The following is a 20,298-nucleotide window of genomic DNA, read 5'->3' on the forward strand; positions in this document are numbered from 1 at the left end:
TTGTACTCACAGCAAAAAATAATCGCGACCTTCGACCTGCCCCCGTCGCAGCGGGTTTCTCGTGCAATACGGCGCGTAAGCCGCATCGACGAAACGGTACATCAAATGCTCATCGCGGCCGTGGGGAATGCCCAAGCGCGTGGTTTGTATGATGTGAACAGGTGCCGGGCCGACATCCTCCACCAGCAGCACTTCATGGTCGAAGCGCTTGGCATCCCAGACCGGCACCTTCAGGCCCAGCGCCTTGCAGAGCAACGTCTGTCCGGCACAAAGCTTTTGCGAGGGGCGAGGGCGACCTTGGGCGTCGGGATTGTTCAACAGCATCTGCGCCAGGCTCGCCGGCCCGCTCAAGTCATCGACCCACGGATAGGCGGATTTGATCAGCACAGCATTGCCCGGGCCCTGGGCGCTGAAGTTCAGGGAATCGCCGCCCCGGGCGTAGTACATATAGATGTGGCCGCCATCCAGAAACAAAGCCTTACGTTTTTCTGTGTAGCCGAGGGAGGCGTGGCTGCCTTTTTCTTCGAAGTAATAGGCCTCGGTCTCGATAATCCGGGCGCTGAGCCACAGGTCGTCGACCCGGTGACGAATGACTTTGCCGAGTAAATCCCGGGCCAGCGTTTGGGCGTCTCTGTCGAAAAATGCATCCGCGAGCCCTTTGGGCAGGCCCGTCGCGGACGTGCGAACGGTCAGGTTAGTCATGATGAACGGCGTTTATCAGGGCTGATTGAGTCGCGATGATAACAATTTGCAGCTTAATCACGGCTGAACGTCGGCAAATTGCCCTCCATTTCGACCATCCGCCCGTCACCGCTGTTAGTCCCGGGACGCGACAGCTATAATCTGCCGCTTTACTCTTTACCAAGACCTTAGCAAAGACCACTCCAGACCATGACTGAGTCCGTTCTTGACTACATGACCCGATTGGGTCGCGCTGCCCGCGAAGCTTCTCGCGTCATCGGCCGTGCCAGCACCGCGCAGAAAAACCGCGCCTTGCAGTCTGCTGCCAATGCGTTGGACGCCGCTCGCGCCGAGCTGACGGCTGCCAATGAGCTGGATTTGGCCGCTGGCCGTGCCAATGGTCTTGAGCCGGCATTGCTTGAGCGTCTGGCGCTGACCCCGGAACGTATCGACGGCATGATCGTTGGTTTGCGTCAGGTGGCGGCTCTGCCGGACCCGGTCGGCGCGATCCGCGACATGAGCTTTCGCCCGTCGGGTATTCAGGTCGGCAAGATGCGCGTGCCGTTGGGCGTGATCGGGATCATCTACGAATCCCGGCCAAACGTGACCATCGATGCCGCCAGCCTGTGCCTGAAGTCTGGCAACGCGACCATCCTGCGTGGCGGCTCCGAAGCGATTCATTCCAACCGTGCCATTGCCGCCTGCATCCAGCGCGGTCTGGCCGAAGCCGATTTGCCTGCCGCCGTGGTGCAAGTGGTCGAAACCACTGACCGTGCCGCCGTTGGCGCGCTGATCACCATGCCGGAGTACGTTGACGTCATCGTGCCCCGTGGTGGCCGTGGCCTGATCGAGCGGGTTAGCCGTGACGCCCGCGTGCCGGTTATCAAGCATCTGGACGGTATCTGTCACGTCTACGTCAGTGCCCACGCCGATCTGCCGAAAGCCCAGCGCATCGCGTTCAATGCCAAGACTTACCGCTATGGCATCTGCGGTGCCATGGAAACCCTGTTGGTGGACCAAACCGTTGCCAAGGATTTCCTGCCGTCGATGGCTGCACAGTTCCGCGAAAAAGGCGTCGAGTTGCGCGGTTGCGAACGCACCCGGGCGATCATCGAGGCTGTTGCGGCCACTGAAGAAGACTGGAACACCGAGTACCTGGCGCCGATTCTTTCGATCCGTGTGGTCGACGGGCTGGACCAGGCCATCGAACACATTAATAAGTACGGCTCCCATCACACCGATTCGATCGTCAGCGAAAACCTTGCTGACACCCGGCGTTTTGTCGCGGAAGTCGATTCGTCGTCGGTAATGATCAACACCCCGACGTGCTTCGCCGATGGCTTCGAATACGGATTGGGTGCCGAGATTGGCATTTCTACTGATAAGCTGCACGCCCGCGGCCCGGTGGGCCTCGAAGGTCTGACCTGCGAGAAGTACATCGTGGTCGGTGATGGCCAGTTGCGCGGCCAGGCGTCGAACTGACTTGGGCGACCTCGACCTGTCAGCCCCGGTAACCGCCAGCGAGCCTGCGCCTCGACGCATTGGCATGCTGGGCGGGACCTTCGACCCGGTGCACATCGGCCATTTGCGCAGTGCGCTGGAAGTCGCCGAATCGCTGGTGCTCGATGAGCTGCGTCTGACACCCAGTGCCAGACCGCCTCATCGCGGTACGCCGCAAGTGTCGGCGAAAGACCGTCTGGCGATGGTCGAGTGCGCGGTGGCCGGTGTGGCGCCGTTGGTGGTGGACGCCCGCGAACTGCAGCGGGACAAACCGTCCTACACCATCGACACCCTGGAACTGATGCGCGCCGAACTGGCCGCTGAAGACCAGGTTTTTCTACTTTTGGGCTGGGACGCATTTTGCGGCCTGCCCACTTGGCACCGCTGGGAAGAGTTGCTCCAGCATTGCCACATCCTGGTGCTGCAACGCCCGGATGCCGACAGCGAACCGCCGGATGCCTTGCGCAACCTGCTGGCAGCGCGCTCGGTGAGCGACCCGCTGGCCCTCAAAGGGCCGAGCGGACAGATTGCATTCGTCTGGCAGACACCGCTCGCGGTATCCGCCACCCAGATCCGTCAACTGCTGGCCAGCGGTAAGTCGGTACGTTTCCTGGTGCCCGACGCGGTCCTGGCCTACATCGATGCGCACGGTCTCTACCGTGCGTCGAACTGAAAAAGGGAGCGCTTCAACACACGTGAACGCGTGTACCGAAGCGCCCGAACATACGAGCAAAACGAGTTTTATATGACGAACAAAGACGTAACTAAAGTAAAGCGCAAAGGCACGTTCAAGAGCGCCCCTCTGCCAGTAGAGGTTCCAACCGGCCCTGAGCTGCGCGGCGAAGAGCTGGTCAAGGTTGCAGTAGCGGCCCTGGAAGACGTGAAAGGCCAGGACATTCAGGTCATCGACGTTCGTGAAAAGCAGAGCATCACTGACTTCATGATCATCGCTACCGGTACCTCCAACCGCCAGATCGGCGCGATGCTGGATAAGGTCCGCGAAGCGGTCAAAGCCCTGGGCGTCAAGCCGCTGGGTGAAGAAGGCAAGGGCGACAGCGACTGGGTCCTGCTGGATATGGATGATGTCATCGTGCACATGATGACCGCTTCGGCTCGTCAGTTTTACGACCTGGAGCGTTTGTGGTCCGGTGCAGAACAGAGCCGTGCTCTGAACGCGGCTCACCACAGCCCGGAAAACACCCATGAGCACTTCGTCAAGCTCAACAAAGACCAGCAATAAGGGACCGCTGTGCGACTGCGACTGATCGCCGTCGGTTCTCGCATGCCCAAGTGGGTGGAAGAAGGCTGGCATGAATATGCCAAGCGTCTTCCGTCCGAGCTGGCGCTGGAACTGGTGGAAATACCGCTCAACACCCGTGGCAAGAACGCCGACGTGGCGCGCTTCATCCGTCAGGAAGGCGAAGCCATGCTGGCCAAGGTCGGGCCGAACGAGCGCGTTGTGACCCTCGAAGTCCACGGCAAGCCCTGGAGCACCGAGCAGCTGGCGGTCGAGCTCGATCGCTGGCGGCTGGACTCGCGCACGGTGAATTTCATGGTCGGCGGCCCCGAAGGGCTGGCGCCGGAAGTCTGTGCCCGGGCCGATCAGCGCTGGTCGCTCTCGCCGTTGACGTTGCCGCACCCGCTGGTGCGAATCCTGATCGGCGAACAGCTGTATCGTGCCTGGACAGTCCTGTCCGGCCACCCTTACCACAAGTAGTTCTGCCCTCATGCCCCAGCCGATCCGCATCAAGGACCACGAAAAAGACGCCCGTCTGGTGCGTGGCCGCGTCGTGTTCGGGGCAATTGCGGTCGTGACGCTGATCGCAGTGCTGATCGCGCGGCTGTATTTCCTCCAGGTGATTCAGTACGAGTACCACTCGACCCTGTCGGAAAACAACCGCGTCCATGTGCAGCCGATTCCGCCGACACGCGGGTTGATTTTCGACCGCAATGGCGTGGTGGTGGCGGATAACCGGCCCAGCTTCAGCCTGAGCATGACCCGCGAGCGCTCTGGCGACTGGCAGCAAGTACTCGACGTCATTGTCGAAGTGCTGGAGCTGACGCCCGAGGATCGGGTGATCTTCGAGAAACGCATGCGTCAGGGGCGTCGGCCGTTCGAGCCGGTGCCGATCCTGTTCGAGCTGACCGAAGAACAGATCGCCCGCATCGCGGTGAACCAGTTCCGTCTGCCGGGCGTGGAAGTGGTCGCGCAGCTGGTGCGTCACTATCCGCAGGGCGCGCACTTTGCGCACTCGGTGGGTTACATGGGGCGGATCAACGAGAAAGAGCTCAAGTCTCTGGACCCGGTGAGCTACAGCGGCACCCATCAAATTGGCAAAACCGGCATCGAGCGCTTCTACGAGCCCGAATTGCACGGTCAGGTCGGTTACGAAGAAGTCGAGACCAACGCCCGTGGCCGCGTGCTGCGGGTACTCAAACGTACCGAACCGATTTCCGGCAAGGACATCGTCCTGAGCCTGGACATCAAATTGCAGGAGGCCGCCGAAGCTGCACTCGGCGGTCGCCGTGGCGCCGTGGTGGCGCTGGACCCGAAAACCGGCGAAGTCCTGGCGATGGTCAGTCAGCCGAGTTTTGACCCGAACCTGTTCGTCACCGGCATCAGTTTCAAGGCCTATTCCGAGCTGCGCGATTCCATTGATCGGCCGCTGTTCAACCGCGTGCTGCGCGGCCTGTACCCGCCGGGCTCGACCATCAAACCGGCCGTGGCAATTGCCGGCCTGGATGCTGGCGTTGTGAACGCGTCGAGTCGGGTGTATGACCCCGGCTATTACCAGTTGCCCAACTACGATCACAAATACCGTAACTGGAACCGTACCGGTGACGGCTACGTCGATCTGGACACGGCGATCATGCGGTCCAACGACACCTACTTCTATGACCTGGCCCACAAACTGGGAATCGATCGGTTGTCGGCGTACTTGAGTAAGTTCGGCATCGGTCAGAAGGTTTCGCTGGACATGTTCGAAGAGTCGCCGGGACTGATGCCGACACGTGAGTGGAAGCGTACAACCCGGCGTCAGGCCTGGTTCCCGGGCGAAACGCTGATTCTCGGGATCGGTCAGGGCTACATGCAATCAACGCCATTGCAACTGGCCCAGGCCACGGCGCTGGTTGCGAACAAGGGTGTCTGGAACCGTCCGCACCTGGCCAAGACCGTCGAAGGCGAGCGGCCGAAGGATGAAAACCCGATGCCGGACATCATTCTGCGTGACCCGTCCGACTGGACCAAGGTCAACCACGGCATGCAACAGGTGATGCACGGTGCCCGGGGTACGGCACGCAAAGCGGCGATCGGCGCTCAATACCGCATTGCGGGTAAAAGTGGTACGGCTCAGGTGGTCGCGATCAAGCAGGGCGAGAAGTACGACCGCTCCAAGGTTCAGGAGCGCCATCGCGACCACGCCTTGTTCGTCGGCTTCGCACCCGCCGACAACCCGCAAATCGTGGTGTCGGTGATGGTCGAGAACGGCGAGTCCGGTTCCGGCGTCGCCGCGCCCGTGGTGCGTCAAATCATGGACGCCTGGCTTCTGGACCAGGACGGTCGGTTGAAGGCCGAATACGCCAGCCCTATCAGTGCGGAGGCTACGGCCCGTGAAGAGTAATTTCGATCGCATCCTCTCCAGCGAGGATGTGATGCGTCGCCGCGCGACGCTGTTGCAACGCATGCACATCGACGGCCCGTTGCTGATCCTGCTGCTGACCCTCGCTGCCGGCAGCCTGTTCGTGCTGTATTCGGCCAGCGGCAAGAGCTGGGATCTGCTGGCCAAGCAAGCCACCTCGTTCGGCATCGGCCTGGTGTCGATGATCGTCATCGCCCAATTCGAGCCGCGCTTCATGGCCCGTTGGGTGCCGGTCGGTTATGTGATCGGTGTGCTGTTGCTGGTGGTGGTGGATGTCATGGGCCACAACGCCATGGGCGCCACACGCTGGATCAACATTCCCGGGGTGATCCGCTTCCAGCCCTCGGAATTCATGAAGATTCTGATGCCGGCCACCATCGCCTGGTACCTGTCCAAGCGCACCTTGCCGCCGCAGCTCAAGCATGTGGGCGTCAGTCTGTTTCTGATCGGCTTGCCGTTCATCCTGATCGTGCGTCAGCCCGACCTCGGCACTTCGCTGCTGATCCTCGCCGGTGGCGCTTTCGTGTTGTTCATGGGCGGCCTGCGCTGGCGCTGGATCATCAGCGTAATCGCCGCCGCCGTTCCGGTGGCCGTCGCGATGTGGTTTTTCATCATGCACGACTACCAGAAACAGCGAATCCTGACCTTCCTCGACCCCGAAAGCGATCCGCTGGGCACTGGCTGGAACATCATCCAATCGAAAGCCGCCATCGGTTCCGGCGGTGTGTTCGGCAAGGGCTGGCTGCTCGGCACTCAGTCGCACCTGGACTTCCTGCCGGAAAGCCACACGGACTTCATTATTGCGGTCATGGGCGAAGAATTCGGCCTGGTAGGTATCTGTGCACTGCTACTGATTTACCTGTTGTTGATCGGCCGCGGACTGGTGATTACCGCCCAGGCCCAGACATTGTTCGGCAAATTGCTCGCGGGCAGCCTGACCATGACGTTTTTTGTTTACGTTTTCGTCAACATCGGTATGGTCAGTGGCCTGTTGCCGGTTGTGGGGGTGCCGTTGCCGTTCATTAGCTACGGAGGAACTTCGCTGGTAACGCTGCTGTCAGCGTTTGGGGTTTTGATGTCGATCCATACCCATCGTAAGTGGATCGCTCAGGTTTGAATAAGGTGAAGATTTCAATGCAAGTAATGCGTGGCTGGGCGACTCGATATGCGCCATGGGTCGGCCTGGTAAGCATCCTTGGCACAGCGCAGGAAGCGTTGGCCGGCGATTACGAAGGCTCACCCCAAGTGGCCGAATTCGTCGGTGAAATGACCCGCGACTACGGTTTCGCCGGTGAGCAGCTGATGGGCGTGTTCCGCGAAGCCGAGCGCAAGCAGTCGATTCTGGACGCGATCTCGAAACCGGCCGAGCGGGTCAAGCAGTGGAACGAATATCGCCCGATGTTCATCACCGACGCGCGCATCGCCCGTGGTGTGGACTTCTGGCGTCAGCACGAGGCGGTACTGGCCCGTGCCGAGCAGGAATATGGCGTGCCGGCGCAGGTTATTGTTTCGATCATCGGTGTTGAGACCTTTTTCGGCCGCAATACCGGCAATTTTCGGGTAATCGACGCCTTGTCGACCCTGGGTTTCGACTATCCTCCCCGTGCCGAATTTTTCCGCAAGGAATTGCGTGAGTTCCTGTTGCTGGCCCGGGAAGAGCAGGTTGATCCGCTGACGCTCAAAGGCTCTTACGCTGGCGCGATGGGTTTGCCGCAGTTCATGCCGAGCAGCTTTCGCGCCTATGCGGTGGACTTCGACGGTGACGGCCACATTAATATCTGGACCAATCCGGACGATGCCATTGGCAGCGTCGCCAGTTATTTCAAGCGTCACGGCTGGGTCGCCGGCGAACCGGTGGTCAGCCGCGCCGATGTACGTGGCGATCAGGTGGACGAAGGTTTGACCACGGGCATCGAGCCGACTAAAACCGTCGGGGAGTTGCGGGCGCTGGGGTGGTCAAGTCATGATGCGCTGCGCGATGATATGCCGGTCACGGCGTTCCGCCTGGAAGGTGACAATGGCCCCGAATACTGGATGGGCTTGACGAATTTTTACGCAATCACGCGTTATAACCGCAGCGTGATGTACGCCATGGCCGTACATCAACTGTCTGAACAGCTGGTCCAAGCACGGGGCGTCAAGTAATGCGGGCATTGCCTATGAATAAACCCCTGAAGCTGATGGCATTCGCCGCGTTGGCGGTGCTGCTCGCCAGTTGCTCGACCAGCCGCGCGCCGACCCAAAAGTCTTCCACCGCCGTGCGCGCAGCGCCAGGCCTGGACATCAACCGTGCGCACAAAGATGGCGCGCCGTGGTGGGACGTCGATGTATCGCGCATCCCGGATGCGACGCCGACCCTGCATACAGGTCCTTATAAAGCCAACCCATACACCGTGCTGGGCAAGACGTATTTCCCGTTGCAGGAATCCAAGACCTACGTGGCCTCGGGCACTGCGTCCTGGTATGGCACCAAGTTCCACGGTCAGAACACCGCCAATGGCGAGGTTTACGACCTGTACGGCATGAGTGCCGCGCACAAGACCTTGCCGCTGCCAAGTTACGTTCGGGTGACCAACCTGGACAACAACAAGAGCGTCGTCCTGCGAGTCAACGACCGCGGGCCGTTCTATTCGGACCGAATCATCGACTTGTCCTACGCGGCCGCCAAGAAGCTCGGCTATGCCGAAACCGGTACCGCGCGGGTCAAGGTCGAAGGCATTGACCCGCAGCAATGGTGGGCAGCCAAAGGCCGTCCGGCGCCTTTGATGCTTAACGAGCCGCAAATCTCGCAAAGTAGCGCCCCGACGATTACGGCTTCGGCCGGTACCGTCGAACAATGGACACCACCGCCGCAGCAGCACGCCGCGGCCGTTGTGCCCGTACCGATGGATGCAAAAAAAAACGCTTCTGTACCAGCCTCTGGCCAGTATCTGCAGGTGGGCGCGTTCGCCAACCCGGACGCTGCAGAGCTCCTGAGATCGAAGCTGAGCGGGATGGTGAGCGCTCCGGTGTTCATCAGTTCGATCGTGCGCAATCAACAGACGCTGCATCGGGTGCGCCTGGGGCCGATCGGCTCGCCGGGTGAAATCCAGCAAGTGCAGAACAGTGTGCGCCTGGCCAATCTCGGTTCGCCGAGCCTGGTCACTGCCGAGTAATACGTAGTACTTGATTGACGGTTCGCTTGCGGTTTGGGGGGTGGACCTGGTTGTTGGCTCGTTGAAGAACAAAAGCCCGGCAAGGGTTACAGAGTGAGCAACTGAACACGCGATGACCCGTTAGAAGGTCATCTGATTAGTTTTGCCCCTTAGGGCAGTTTCCATTAGCGATTTCGAGAGACGGATGAACATCACCACCTTTGCCAAACGCCTGTGTCTGCTAGTCCCGCTGCTCCTCTCGCCTGCCGCTTTCGCGGTCGAGATGATGCCGTCGCCACCGCAACTGGCCGCCAAAGCCTATGTACTCATGGACGCCAGCAGCGGCAACGTGCTGGTGGAGAACAACGGTGACCAGCGTCTGCCTCCGGCAAGCCTGACCAAGCTGATGACCGCGTACATCGCGACCCTGGAAATCCGTCGTGGCCAGATCGGCGAAAACGATCCGGTGACCGTCAGCGAGAACGCCTGGCGTACCGGCGGTTCGCGGATGTTCATCAAGGTCGGCTCGCAAGTCACTGTCAGCGACCTGCTGCACGGCATCATCATTCAGTCGGGTAACGACGCCAGCGTTGCGCTCTCCGAGCACATCGCCGGCAGCGAAGACGCCTTCGCTGACATGATGAACAAAACCGTGGCCGATCTGGGCATGACCAACAGCCACTTCATGAACCCGACCGGTCTGCCGAACCCTGAGCACTACTCGTCGGCTCACGACATGGCGGTGCTGGCTCGCGCGATCATCCACGAAGATCCGGCTCACTACGCGATCTACTCGCAGAAAGAGTTCTTCTGGAACGGCATCAAGCAACCTAACCGTAACCTGCTGCTGTGGCGCGACAAGACGGTCGACGGCCTGAAAACCGGTCACACCGACGAAGCTGGCTACTGCATGGTGTCTTCGGCTGTACGTGACGGCATGCGCCTGATCGCCGTGGTGTTCGGCACCAACAGCGAAGTGGCTCGCGCCTCTGAAACCCAGAAGCTGCTGACTTACGGTTTCCGCTTCTTCGAAACCCAGACGTTCTATCAGAAAGGCGCCGAGCTGGCTCAGGCTCCTGTCTGGAAAGGCACCACCAATCAAGTCAAGGCCGGCCTGGCTGAAGACCTGACCATGACCCTGCCAAAAGGCCAGCTGAAAAAGCTCGCCGCCAGCATGACCATGAACCCGCAACTGGTTGCGCCAATCGCCAAGGGCGACGTAATCGGTAAAGTCGAAGTGAAGCTGGACGACAAAGTCGTGCACAGCGCTGACCTGATCGCTCTGGACGCGGTCGACGAGGGTGGTATCTTCCGCCGCATGTGGGATAGCATCCGTCTATTCTTCTACGGCTTGTTCAACTGAATTAGTGTGGACCTGCATGGCCCTGTTCCAATCCGGAACGGGGCCATGTCCGTTGCCACGGCTTACGAGGCCGTTACGCCATGACAGACACCGAAGTAAAGGCGCCAAAAATCGAATTCCCCTGCGCGGATTACCCTATCAAGGTCATCGGCGACACCGGCGTGGGTTTCAAGGACAAGATCATCGCGATCCTTGAGAAGCACGCGACCGTTGACCACAAGACCCTGGCCGAGCGCCAGAGTACCAACGGCAAGTACACGACTATCCAGCTGCACATCATCGCCACCGGTCAAGAACAGCTGTACGACATCAACAGCGAGTTGCGGGCTACCGGTTTCGTGCACATGGTGCTGTGATGTCTGGCACGCTGGGCTTTCGCGAGCTCGGCCAGATGGCTTACGAGCCGGTCTGGCATGCCATGCAACGCTTCACCAACGAACGCGGCAGCGATGCCGCGGACGAGATCTGGCTGGTCGAGCACCCACCGGTGTTCACCCAGGGGCAGGCCGGCAAGGCCGAGCACTTGTTACTCCCGGGAGATATTCCGGTAGTAAAGGTTGATCGCGGTGGTCAGGTGACTTATCACGGTCCCGGCCAATTGGTGGCCTACCTGTTGCTCGATGTGCGCAAGCTGGGTTTCGGCGTGCGTGACCTGGTCAGCCGCATGGAACAATGCCTGATCGAGTTGTTGGCCAGCTACGGCGTCACTGCCGTGGCCAAGCCGGATGCTCCAGGTGTCTACGTCAATGGGGCGAAAATCGCTTCTCTGGGTCTGCGGATCCGCCACGGTTGCTCCTTTCATGGCCTGGCCCTGAATGTGGACATGAACCTGGAACCGTTTCGACGGATTAATCCCTGCGGCTACGCCGGGCTGGCGATGACCCAGCTGAGCGATCACGCAGGATCGATTGAATTTGCCGAGGTAAGTGCCCGGCTGCGCGCGCAGCTCGTCAAACACCTCGACTATGCTGAGCAGACGACCCTAACGGGCGGAATCGACTGATATGACTACTGATGCAGTGCAAACCATGATCCCGACGCTGGATGTCACCGAGCGTCCGGCCCCGCGTGCCAAGGTTGAAGCCGGCGTGAAGCTGCGCGGCGCCGAGAAGGTTGCACGTATCCCGGTGAAGATCATTCCGACCACCGAACTGCCGAAGAAACCTGACTGGATTCGCGTGCGTATCCCGGTTTCCCCGGAAGTCGACCGCATCAAGGCTTTGTTGCGCAAACACAAGCTGCACAGTGTCTGCGAAGAGGCGTCCTGCCCGAACCTGGGTGAATGCTTCTCCGGCGGCACCGCGACCTTCATGATCATGGGTGACATCTGCACCCGTCGCTGCCCGTTCTGCGACGTTGGCCACGGTCGTCCGAAGCCACTGGACGTCAACGAGCCGGAAAGCCTGGCCATCGCCATCGCCGACCTGAAGCTCAAGTACGTGGTGATCACCTCGGTTGACCGCGACGACTTGCGTGACGGTGGTGCCCAGCACTTTGCCGACTGCATCCGCGAGATCCGCAAGCTGTCGCCGAACGTGCAGCTCGAAACCTTGGTCCCGGATTACCGTGGCCGCATGGACGTTGCGTTGGAAATCACCGCTGCCGAGCCGCCTGATGTGTTCAACCACAACCTGGAAACCGTGCCGCGCCTGTACAAGGCTGCGCGTCCGGGTTCGGATTACCAGTGGTCGCTGACCCTGCTGCAACGCTTCAAGCAGATGATGCCGCACATTCCGACCAAGTCCGGCCTGATGCTGGGTCTGGGCGAGACCGACGAAGAAGTGATCGAAGTCATGAAGCGCATGCGCGAACACGACATCGACATGCTGACCCTGGGCCAGTACCTGCAACCGTCCCGCAGCCACTTGCCGGTGCAGCGTTTCGTGCACCCGGACGTGTTCGCCTGGTTCGCCGAGGAAGGTTACAAGATGGGCTTCAAGAACGTCGCTTCCGGCCCGCTGGTGCGCTCCTCGTACCACGCCGACGAGCAGGCGAAATTGGTTAAAGCCGAGCTGATGTCGTCCTGATCGGTTGCAAGACATGAAAACGCCCGCAAGGCCTTGCGCCTTGCGGGCGTTTTTTTGCCTTGCCCACGGCAATCAGCGCTTTTTCCTGCAACCTGCGGGGCAACGAACCCTCTTCTGTTTGTCCCCGTTCCTGACTACTGTGTGCTTGACGTTTTCACGCAGGGAGATTCATGGATGACCGTTCGACCGACCCACACCCTTTGTCCTCATGCACCCGTTCCGGCTTTGCCGTCGCAAGGGCTGATCGGCGTCATTGCTCCCGCCGGTCCCGCAGCGCTGGACACCGATAAAGCCATCGCCTGGATGCGCGCTCGCGGGTATTCACTGCGGATTTTCCCCGGCGTGTATGAGAAAGACGATTACCTGGCCGGCAGTGATGATGTGCGGCTCAATGACCTGCACGCAGCGTTCGCCGACAGTGAGGTCGACGCCATCATTTGCTTGCGTGGGGGTTACGGTACGCCGCGGTTGCTCGATCGCATCGACTTTGAACTGCTGCGCAACAATGCCAAGCCGTTCATCGGCTACAGCGACATCACCGCGCTGCACTTGGCAATCAGCCGTTATGCGGGCTTCGTGACTTTTCATGGCCCGATGCTCAACGCCGACCTGCTGGGTGACAAGCAAAAACCTACCGAGCCTTCATTCTTCAACATGCTCAGAGGGCAGGTGAAGGCCGGCAGCGTGTTGACGCACCCGGTGGCCTACCCGTTGACCACCATCGAGCCTGGTATCGCTCACGGCCGTTTGCTGGGGGGCAATTTGTCGATGATCGCTGCGACCATGGGCACGCCGTATGAGTTGGAAGCCGAGGGCGTCATCCTGTTCATCGAGGACATTAACGAGCCGCTGTATCGCATCGACCGGCTGCTGACCCATCTGCGTCTTGCCGGCACGCTGCACAAGCTGCGCGGGGTTTTGGTGGGGGATGTGGCGGGGGTTGATACGATTGCGTTGGAGCGCTTGCTCAAGCAGACCTTCGAGCCATTGCGGATACCGGTGTTGTCCGGTTGGCGCAGCGGGCATTGCGATCCGAACCTGACGTTGCCGATGGGCGCGCTGGTGAGGCTGGATGCGGGGAACAAGGAATTGGTGTTGGAACAGGATGTGGTGACCAAACGTTAGATCATCACAGCCTGACAGTCAGTCATCGCGGGCAAGCCCGCTCCCACAAGTTCAAGGTGAATACCGCATTTGCGTACACCTTGACCCCTGTGGGAGCGGGCTTGCCCGCGATGCTTTTCAGCGGTTACGCAAACCTTCCAGCAACTTGTGCGTCGGATACCCATCCGCCGGCCAGCCAAACGACTGCTGGGCACTGCGGATCGCTTTGCGGGTGTTGGCGCCGATAATGCCGTCGGCGTTACCGGCGTCATAGTTCTGCGCGCTCAGCAGGCTTTGCAGTTCGATCCGCTCGGTACGGCTCAGCGGCAAATCATCTTTGGGCCACGTGCCGCTGATGAAGCCTGAACCGTTGAAACGTTCGGACAACAGGCTCACCGCCAACGCATAGGACGACGAATTGTTGTACTTGAGGATCGCGCGGAAGTTGTCGAGGACCAGGAACGCCGGGCCACGGTAACCGGCCGGCAGCAGCAGGGCGGCTGACAGGTGTTCGGAGCCCGGCGGAACCTGGCCGCCATTGGGCAGGGTGACGCCCAGTTGCTGCCATTCAGCGACGCTCTTGCGAATCGTGCCATCGGCCAGGATGTAGTTGAAACTGCCCGGTAGCTGCACTTCAAAGCCCCACGGCTGGCCTTTCTGCCAGCCCGAGCTTTGCAGGTAATGCGCCGTCGACGCCAGCGCGTCGGCCGGGCTGCCCCAGATGTCGCGGCGGCCGTCGCCATCGAAGTCTACGGCGTGGGTGTTGTAGGTGGTCGGGATGAACTGGGTCTGGCCCATGGCACCCGCCCAGGAGCCAAGCATTTTCTCAGGTTCGATATCACCCTGTTGCAGGATCTGCAGGGCGGCGATCAGTTGCGCGTGGGCAAACCCGGGACGCCGACCTTCATAGGCCAGGGTCGCCAGGGAATTAATCACCGACTTGTTGCCCTGAAACTGCCCGAAGTTACTTTCCATGCCCCACACCGAGACCAGTGCCTGACGATCGACGCCGTAGCGCTGTTCGATGCTTTGCAGGATGTCGGCGTACTGGCTGACCAGCGCCTCGCCTTTGCGTACCCGCAACGGCGAAAGGGCGCCGTCGAGGTATTCCCACACCGGGCGGGAGAATTCCGGCTGGCTGCGGTCGGCACGGATCACGCTGGTGTCGAGGCTGACATTGGCGAAGGCGCGGTCGAACAGATCGGCGCGGATACCGGCGGCCAAAGCGTCCTTGCGGAACCCTGCCTGCCATTCGGCGAAGGTCTGGGTGGGCTGGATGTCGAGATTTTCACCCGTCGGAACCACGGGCGGAATGACCGCAGGGGCTGTCGCAACGGGGAGGGTCTGAAGCGGCTTGGCGTCGGCTGCGGTCGGTTTTTCCGCGCAGGCGACTAGCAAAACGAGGCTGGAGGCAGCTATCAGTTGGCGCAGGGGCCAACGACTGGAAATACAAAGGGGCATGCACGGGTCCAGAGAGTACGAATCAGGTGCAGACCTTAACATGTTGAGCGAGCGCTTGCCTTTCAGGCTGCCAGAAAGTAAGAAGCCTCCCAGCTATTAGACTGGAAGGCTTCGCGGCGGTAGCTGCCTTTGCCCTTGCCGGCGGGTTCCTGACGGCTGCGGAACAGTGGCTGGGCGATGATGGATTTGGCCTTGTTGGGGCCATTTTTGGATGGCTTTTTGCTCATGATGATTTCTCGCAAGTGAGTGGGTTTTGCGGGGCAAATCATCGGCCGAAGTCGGGGCTCTGTCTATAGGACAAATGCAGGTTGTTTTTGTAGGAAGCAGAATCAAAAGATCTTATTCAGCGGGCAACGACAATCTTTGGCCGGCCATCAACAACGACAATCGACTGAGGCTCATCCACGGAGAACCGGCGGCCTGGCCTTTGATCTGTGCGTCGATGCGCTGCGCTTCCAGCAATAGCTGCGCCCAGCGTTGCGCCGAGTAGCGTTGTAGGGCTTTGCTCATCAGCGGTTTGCGTTTGTCCCAGACCGGCGGTCGGGCAGAGCTGAAGGCTTTGTCCAGCGGCACGCCCTGGCTGTACTGCAGCGACAGATTGGCCAACAGGCGCAGTTCCCGGGCCAGCGCCCAGAGAATCACGGGTGGTTCGACGCCTTCACCGCGCAACCCTTCGAGCATGCGCAGGGCATGAGCCGCTTCGCCGTTGAGAATCGCATCGGTCAAGCCAAAGACATCGAAGCGCGCACTATCGGCCACCGCCGCTTGCACGGTTTCAACGGTGATCTGACCACCTTCGGCCATCAGCTTGAGCTTTTCGATTTCCTGGGCGGCGGCCAGCAGGTTGCCCTCGACCCGTGCGGCGATCAGTTCGACGGCGTCCTGACTGGCGGAAAGCCCGGCCTGGGACAACCGTTGACGGATCCAGCTCGGCAACTGATTGGCCTCTATCGGCCAGATTTGCACGAACTGGGTCTGCTGACCTTCGATCAGCGCCTTGCCCCACTTGGTTTTCTGCGCACTGCCATCAAGTTTCGGCAGGCTGATCAGCAACACCGTGTCTTCGGCGGGCCGTGAACAGTACTCGATAAACGCGGCAGCGCCTTTGTCACCGGGTTTGCCGGACGGCAGACGCAGTTCCAGCAGGCGTTTTTCGGCGAACAGCGACATGCTCGCACCGGCTTGCAGCAGCGTTCCCCAGTCGAAACTGGCGTCGGCGGCGAATACCTGGCGCTCATCGAATCCCTGTTGGCGGGCGGCGGCACGAATGGCGTCGGCGGCTTCCTGACACAGCAGTGGGTCATCGCCACTGATGATGTAGACCGGCGCGAGGGCACCTTGCAGGTGTTTGGCGAGTTGGGCGGGGGCGAGTTTCATAGGAGAGGGCGAACGGGGCGCCTGAGCGCCCCGTAAGTCTTATTGCTGCGGGATTTCGATGGGCGACTGACGCGGGGTTTCCGCTTCAGCCTTCTGCGCAGCTTCCAGTGCCTGGGCTTCGGCCTTGGCTTTGGCGTCGGCAGTCTGTTGCAGTTGCTCCAACTGAGTCGGAGTGAGCTGTGACAGACGCAGCATCATGCGTTGAACCAGCTCGCGACGGGTTTCAGCGCGAGCAGTCGCGGCTTCTTGATCAGAACCCACCAGGTTGTTGCCGTCGTGGATAAAGATCTTCTGCACTTCAAGCTTGTCGCTCATCAGCGGCAGGTCGCGTGCACCACGGATGTCGTAGTTCAGCACTGTGCTCACCTGATACTCGCCAGTACGACCGGCACCTGCATAGCTGAGGATGCGCTGGCTTTCCTGCTCATTGGTCAGCACCAGCTTGTATGGTGCACCCTTGTAGACCTTGACGCCGCTGCTTTCCAGCACCTGACGCAGTTGAGTCACGGTTTCGCCGTAGGCGTTACGGGCACTCAGGTCGAGTTCCTTGACCGCCAGTTCATTGGTGCCGGTGCCGCGCAGCTGGAAACCGCAGGCGCTCAGCAGGACCGCAAGGCCCATCACCAGCAAATTGCGTTTGATCATCTTGTTGCTCCCCTTGAAACCATGTGGGCCGATCTTGCGGCCCGAAAGGTTTTACTCGGCGCCAGGCATGACCTGGCGCCTGATCCAATTAGCTGGCGACGATATTGACCAGTTTCCCGGGCACTACGATCACTTTACGAATGGTCAGACCGTCGACAAAGCGCAGCACGTTCTCGTTGGCCCGTGCGGCGGCTTCGACTTCTTCGCGGCTGGCGCTGGCGGGCATTTCGATGTGGCCGCGCAGCTTGCCGTTGACCTGAATCACCAGTTGCAGGCTGTCTTGCACCAGAGCGCTCTCGTCCAGCACCGGCCAGCCGGCGTCGATCACCGGATCGGCGTGACCCAGGCGATGCCACAGTTCATGGCTGATGTGCGGAGTGATTGGCGCCAGCAGCAGGACCACGGTTTCCAGGCCTTCATGAACCAGCGCGCGATCCTGTTCGGTGCCTTGCGGGGCTTTTTCCAGCACGTTCATCAGCGTCATCACCTGGGCGATGGCGGTGTTGAATTTGTGGTTCTGGCCGACGTCGTGGCTGGCCTGCTTGATGGCCTGGTGGATCGAACGGCGAATGACTTTTTGCTCGTCGTTCAGGCTGGCGACGTCCAGTTTGCCCGGCAGGCCCTGAGTGACGTGGGCTTGAGCCAGGCGCCAGACGCGCTTGAGGAAGCGGTGCGAACCTTCTACTCCGGAGTCGGACCATTCCGCGCTCATGTCGGGTGGCGAGGCGAACATCATGAACAGGCGGCAGGTGTCTGCACCAAACTGGTCAATCATCGACTGTGGGTCAACGCCGTTGTTCTTCGACTTGGCCATCTTCTCGGTGCCACCGATTTCCACCGGCAGGCCGTCTGCGATCAGCTTGGCGCTGATGACTTTGGCTTTGCTGTCGCGTTCGAGTTCGACGTCCGCCGGGTTGAACCAGGTGTAAGCACCGTTGGCTTCGCGACGATAGTAAGTCTCGGCGATCACCATGCCCTGGGTCAGCAGGTTCTTGAACGGCTCGTTGGAGCTCACCAGGCCTTCGTCGCGCATCAGCTTGTGGAAGAAGCGCGCATAGAGCAGGTGAAGAATGGCGTGTTCGATACCGCCGATGTACTGGTCCACCGGCAACCAATGGTCGGCCGCCGACTTTTCCACCAGACCGCCTTCATAGTGCGGCGAGGCGTAACGGGCGTAGTACCACGAGGACTCGACGAAGGTGTCCATGGTGTCGGTTTCACGCTTGGCCGGTGCGCCGCATTTCGGGCAGCTGCACTCGTAGAACTCGGGCATGCGCGCCAGTGGCGAACCCGCGCCGTCCGGTACGACGTCTTCCGGCAATACGACGGGCAACTGATCTTCCGGGACCGGTACATCACCGCAGGTGTTGCAGTGGATGATCGGGATCGGGCAGCCCCAGTAGCGCTGACGGCTGATGCCCCAGTCGCGCAGGCGGAACTGGGTACGCGAGGCGCCGAGGTTCTTCTTGATCAGCGCGACTTCGATGGCGTCGAAAGCGCCCGCGAAGTCGAGGCCATCGAATTCGCCGGAATTGATCAGCGTGCCGTATTCGTTATAAGCGTCCTGCCACGGCGTCGGCGTTTCGTCGCCGGCGCTGGTGCGCACGACGGGTTTGACCGGCAGGTTGTACTTGGTGGCGAACTCGAAATCACGTTCGTCGTGCGCCGGAACGGCCATTACCGCGCCATCGCCGTAGTGCATCAGCACGTAGTTGGCGACCCACACCGGGAGTTTCTCACCGGTCAGCGGATGCTCGACGAACAGCGAAGTACGCAGGCCTTTTTTCTCTTGAGTGGCGACGTCGGCTTCGGCGACGCTGCCGCCCTTGCATTCAGCGATGAACGCTTGCAGCTCAGGGTTGTTCTGCGCGGCCAGGGTCGCCAGATGGTGTTCGGCGGCTACGGCAACGTAGGTCGCGCCCATCAAGGTGTCTGGACGGGTGGTGAACACTTTCAGAACACCGGCTTCGCCGATGGACGCGACGTCGTACGGGAACTGCACTTCCATGCCGCGGGATTTGCCGATCCAGTTGCGCTGCATGGTCTTGACCTGTTCAGGCCAGCCAGTCAGTTCGTCCAGGCTCTCCAGCAGCTCATCCGCGTAGGCGGTGATCTTGAAGTAGTACATCGGGATTTCGCGCTTTTCGATCAGCGCGCCGGAACGCCAGCCGCGACCGTCGATCACCTGTTCGTTGGCCAGGACGGTCTGGTCGACCGGGTCCCAGTTCACGGTGCCGCTTTTTTTGTAGATCACGCCTTTTTCGAACAGGCGAGTGAACAGCCATTGTTCCCAGCGGTAGTAATCAGGCTTGCAGGTGGTGACTTCGCGGGACCAGTCCACCGCGAGACCCAGGCTGCGCAGCTGGTTTTTCATGTAGGCGATGTTTTCGTAGGTCCACTTGGCGGGCGCTACGTTGTTCTTCATCGCGGCGTTTTCCGCCGGCATGCCGAAGGCGTCCCAACCCATGGGTTGCAGGACGTTCTTGCCTTGCATGCGCTGGTAGCGGGAGATCACGTCGCCGATGGTGTAGTTGCGCACGTGCCCCATGTGTAGCTTGCCGCTGGGGTAAGGGAACATCGACAGGCAGTAGAAAGTCTCCTTGCCTGGCTGTTCACTGACTTCAAAGGACTTTTGCTCGTCCCAGAACGACTGGGCGGCGGCTTCGATTTCACGGGGCTGATATTGTTCGTGCATGGCTACTTTTGAACTGAATAGGGGTGGCCTAATCCTCTTCAATGCAACGCTGGACGGTGATCACGCCAAATCGGCGTTTCGGTGTCCAGACGAGCTGGAAGTGGAGTTACAGGAAGCGCCGTAGCATACATGACCGCACTCTACCGAGGGAAACCCTGATTACGGCTGCGGGTCGCCCAAAAAACGCTGCGAGGGCCGTTGGTCGCAGCATTCAGCCGGTTTGTTCATGGAAGCTAAGCTCTAAATGGGGAGTGAGTCTTATCTTCAATGAGGTGATGGATGGTTGAGTCACGAAAAAAAGTTACAAAACCGGAGCTGTACGAAAGACTGATCGATCGTCTGGGAATGGCCCTGGACGCGGCAAAAACCGCTGGCCGGTTACGCGATGAGCGCCCGCTGGAACTGGAATTGCGTGGCTTGAGCCCCGCAGAGTTTGCACTGGTCAAGGCGTATCTCGATCGCAGTGAACGTGAGACACACGGATGCTTGTCAGAAGCAGTGAAGCAACTCGACGCACCACGTTCGGCCAAGATCATCTGGCTCAAGGACAAGGTTCCCGGCAGGGACGCGGTAAAGGTCCGGTCTTTGCAATTCAAGTAGGGACACTGGAAGTAATGTCTGATGTATTTGTGAAGCATAGTCCTTTCGTATTTGTTGTCGCATTGCGTCA

Annotated in this window: 20 protein-coding genes; 14 read left to right on the forward strand and 6 right to left on the reverse strand. The window is 60.3% G+C overall.

Annotated elements, in window-relative coordinates:
* Positions 1-6: 6 nt before the first annotated feature.
* Entirely contained in the window at positions 7-702 is a 696-nt protein-coding gene (locus tag QF010_RS26760) for a DNA-3-methyladenine glycosylase (RefSeq protein ID WP_033054145.1), read from the reverse strand.
* Between the two features lie 189 nt (positions 703-891).
* On the opposite strand from QF010_RS26760, the gene QF010_RS26765 reads away from it, so the two are divergent.
* The 13 genes from QF010_RS26765 to QF010_RS26825 all read left to right on the forward strand — a co-directional run bounded on the left by QF010_RS26765 (position 892) and on the right by QF010_RS26825 (position 13,471).
* Positions 892-2,163: a glutamate-5-semialdehyde dehydrogenase gene (locus tag QF010_RS26765; RefSeq protein ID WP_033054146.1), complete on the forward strand. Its 1,272-nt coding sequence runs from the start codon at positions 892-894 to the stop codon at positions 2,161-2,163.
* 1 nt (position 2,164) lies between these two features.
* Positions 2,165-2,854, forward strand: a complete 690-nt coding sequence (gene nadD, locus QF010_RS26770) for a nicotinate-nucleotide adenylyltransferase (RefSeq protein WP_269434502.1) — start codon at positions 2,165-2,167, stop codon at positions 2,852-2,854.
* Between the two features lie 72 nt (positions 2,855-2,926).
* On the forward strand, positions 2,927-3,421 hold the full coding sequence (gene rsfS / locus QF010_RS26775) for a ribosome silencing factor (protein ID WP_033054148.1): 495 nt from the start codon (positions 2,927-2,929) through the stop codon (positions 3,419-3,421).
* Between the two features lie 9 nt (positions 3,422-3,430).
* A complete protein-coding gene (rlmH, locus tag QF010_RS26780) occupies positions 3,431-3,898 on the forward strand; it encodes a 23S rRNA (pseudouridine(1915)-N(3))-methyltransferase RlmH (protein WP_007937439.1) in 468 nt (155 codons plus the stop codon).
* 10 nt (positions 3,899-3,908) lie between these two features.
* Positions 3,909-5,804, forward strand: a complete 1,896-nt coding sequence (gene mrdA / locus QF010_RS26785) for a penicillin-binding protein 2 (RefSeq protein WP_033054149.1) — start codon at positions 3,909-3,911, stop codon at positions 5,802-5,804.
* A 31-nt stretch (positions 5,805-5,835) separates the two neighbouring features.
* Positions 5,836-6,939: a rod shape-determining protein RodA gene (gene rodA, locus QF010_RS26790; protein ID WP_050482761.1), complete on the forward strand. Its 1,104-nt coding sequence runs from the start codon at positions 5,836-5,838 to the stop codon at positions 6,937-6,939.
* A 17-nt stretch (positions 6,940-6,956) separates the two neighbouring features.
* The gene (mltB, locus tag QF010_RS26795; RefSeq protein ID WP_347803401.1) at positions 6,957-7,967 is read left to right on the forward strand and encodes a lytic murein transglycosylase B; all 1,011 of its coding nucleotides are present in this window, start codon (positions 6,957-6,959) and stop codon (positions 7,965-7,967) included.
* Complete coding sequence (locus QF010_RS26800; protein ID WP_429534261.1) at positions 7,967-8,977, forward strand: septal ring lytic transglycosylase RlpA family protein; 1,011 nt, start codon at positions 7,967-7,969, stop codon at positions 8,975-8,977. The genes mltB and QF010_RS26800 overlap by 1 nt, the downstream gene beginning before the upstream one ends.
* 184 nt (positions 8,978-9,161) lie before the next feature.
* The gene (locus QF010_RS26805) at positions 9,162-10,319 is read left to right on the forward strand and encodes a D-alanyl-D-alanine carboxypeptidase family protein (RefSeq protein ID WP_033054153.1); all 1,158 of its coding nucleotides are present in this window, start codon (positions 9,162-9,164) and stop codon (positions 10,317-10,319) included.
* Positions 10,320-10,399: 80 nt separating this feature from the next.
* Complete coding sequence (locus QF010_RS26810) at positions 10,400-10,675, forward strand: DUF493 domain-containing protein (RefSeq protein ID WP_008152827.1); 276 nt, start codon at positions 10,400-10,402, stop codon at positions 10,673-10,675.
* Entirely contained in the window at positions 10,675-11,322 is a 648-nt protein-coding gene (lipB, locus tag QF010_RS26815; protein WP_008152829.1) for a lipoyl(octanoyl) transferase LipB, read from the forward strand. The genes QF010_RS26810 and lipB overlap by 1 nt, the downstream gene beginning before the upstream one ends.
* A gap of 1 nt (position 11,323) precedes the next feature.
* A complete protein-coding gene (gene lipA / locus QF010_RS26820; RefSeq protein WP_059402097.1) occupies positions 11,324-12,346 on the forward strand; it encodes a lipoyl synthase in 1,023 nt (340 codons plus the stop codon).
* A gap of 174 nt (positions 12,347-12,520) precedes the next feature.
* Positions 12,521-13,471 (forward strand): S66 peptidase family protein, encoded by a 951-nt coding sequence (locus tag QF010_RS26825; protein ID WP_429534262.1) that lies wholly within the window; start codon positions 12,521-12,523, stop codon positions 13,469-13,471.
* Between the two features lie 117 nt (positions 13,472-13,588).
* Here the strand turns inward: QF010_RS26825 and QF010_RS26830 are convergent, their stop codons facing one another.
* The 5 genes from QF010_RS26830 to leuS form a co-directional block, all read right to left on the reverse strand.
* Positions 13,589-14,911, reverse strand: a complete 1,323-nt coding sequence (locus tag QF010_RS26830) for a lytic murein transglycosylase (RefSeq protein WP_033054157.1) — start codon at positions 14,909-14,911, stop codon at positions 13,589-13,591.
* A 62-nt stretch (positions 14,912-14,973) separates the two neighbouring features.
* Entirely contained in the window at positions 14,974-15,138 is a 165-nt protein-coding gene (gene arfA, locus QF010_RS26835; protein ID WP_008152840.1) for an alternative ribosome rescue factor ArfA, read from the reverse strand.
* Between the two features lie 112 nt (positions 15,139-15,250).
* Positions 15,251-16,288: a DNA polymerase III subunit delta gene (gene holA, locus QF010_RS26840; protein ID WP_033054159.1), complete on the reverse strand. Its 1,038-nt coding sequence runs from the start codon at positions 16,286-16,288 to the stop codon at positions 15,251-15,253.
* Between the two features lie 39 nt (positions 16,289-16,327).
* Positions 16,328-16,933 (reverse strand): LPS-assembly lipoprotein LptE, encoded by a 606-nt coding sequence (locus QF010_RS26845; protein WP_033054161.1) that lies wholly within the window; start codon positions 16,931-16,933, stop codon positions 16,328-16,330.
* A gap of 88 nt (positions 16,934-17,021) precedes the next feature.
* Positions 17,022-19,628 (reverse strand): leucine--tRNA ligase, encoded by a 2,607-nt coding sequence (gene leuS, locus QF010_RS26850; RefSeq protein ID WP_429534263.1) that lies wholly within the window; start codon positions 19,626-19,628, stop codon positions 17,022-17,024.
* Between the two features lie 279 nt (positions 19,629-19,907).
* On the opposite strand from leuS, the gene QF010_RS26855 reads away from it, so the two are divergent.
* Positions 19,908-20,228, forward strand: a complete 321-nt coding sequence (locus QF010_RS26855) for a hypothetical protein (protein WP_033054165.1) — start codon at positions 19,908-19,910, stop codon at positions 20,226-20,228.
* The last annotated feature ends 70 nt before the right edge of the window (positions 20,229-20,298 follow it).

It is taken from the genome of Pseudomonas silensiensis, from assembly GCF_050434865.1.
GTDB lineage: Bacteria > Pseudomonadota > Gammaproteobacteria > Pseudomonadales > Pseudomonadaceae > Aquipseudomonas > Aquipseudomonas fluorescens_W.

Bases quoted from the DNA above. Each gene is read 5' to 3' on its own strand.
- arfA (WP_008152840.1), bottom strand. From the start codon at position 15,138: ATGAGCAAAAAGCCATCCAAAAATGGCCCCAACAAGGCCAAATCCATC.
- QF010_RS26810 (WP_008152827.1), top strand. From the start codon at position 10,400: ATGACAGACACCGAAGTAAAGGCGCCAAAAATCGAATTCCCCTGCGCG.
- rodA (WP_050482761.1), top strand. From the start codon at position 5,836: ATGCGTCGCCGCGCGACGCTGTTGCAACGCATGCACATCGACGGCCCG.
- QF010_RS26800 (WP_429534261.1), top strand. From the start codon at position 7,967: ATGCGGGCATTGCCTATGAATAAACCCCTGAAGCTGATGGCATTCGCC.
- QF010_RS26765 (WP_033054146.1), top strand. From the start codon at position 892: ATGACTGAGTCCGTTCTTGACTACATGACCCGATTGGGTCGCGCTGCC.
- QF010_RS26845 (WP_033054161.1), bottom strand. From the start codon at position 16,933: ATGATCAAACGCAATTTGCTGGTGATGGGCCTTGCGGTCCTGCTGAGC.
- mrdA (WP_033054149.1), top strand. From the start codon at position 3,909: ATGCCCCAGCCGATCCGCATCAAGGACCACGAAAAAGACGCCCGTCTG.
- holA (WP_033054159.1), bottom strand. From the start codon at position 16,288: ATGAAACTCGCCCCCGCCCAACTCGCCAAACACCTGCAAGGTGCCCTC.
- QF010_RS26855 (WP_033054165.1), top strand. From the start codon at position 19,908: ATGGTTGAGTCACGAAAAAAAGTTACAAAACCGGAGCTGTACGAAAGA.
- mltB (WP_347803401.1), top strand. From the start codon at position 6,957: ATGCAAGTAATGCGTGGCTGGGCGACTCGATATGCGCCATGGGTCGGC.
- rsfS (WP_033054148.1), top strand. From the start codon at position 2,927: ATGACGAACAAAGACGTAACTAAAGTAAAGCGCAAAGGCACGTTCAAG.
- QF010_RS26830 (WP_033054157.1), bottom strand. From the start codon at position 14,911: ATGCCCCTTTGTATTTCCAGTCGTTGGCCCCTGCGCCAACTGATAGCT.
- lipB (WP_008152829.1), top strand. From the start codon at position 10,675: ATGTCTGGCACGCTGGGCTTTCGCGAGCTCGGCCAGATGGCTTACGAG.
- lipA (WP_059402097.1), top strand. From the start codon at position 11,324: ATGACTACTGATGCAGTGCAAACCATGATCCCGACGCTGGATGTCACC.
- QF010_RS26805 (WP_033054153.1), top strand. From the start codon at position 9,162: ATGAACATCACCACCTTTGCCAAACGCCTGTGTCTGCTAGTCCCGCTG.
- QF010_RS26760 (WP_033054145.1), bottom strand. From the start codon at position 702: ATGACTAACCTGACCGTTCGCACGTCCGCGACGGGCCTGCCCAAAGGG.
- leuS (WP_429534263.1), bottom strand. From the start codon at position 19,628: ATGCACGAACAATATCAGCCCCGTGAAATCGAAGCCGCCGCCCAGTCG.
- QF010_RS26825 (WP_429534262.1), top strand. From the start codon at position 12,521: ATGACCGTTCGACCGACCCACACCCTTTGTCCTCATGCACCCGTTCCG.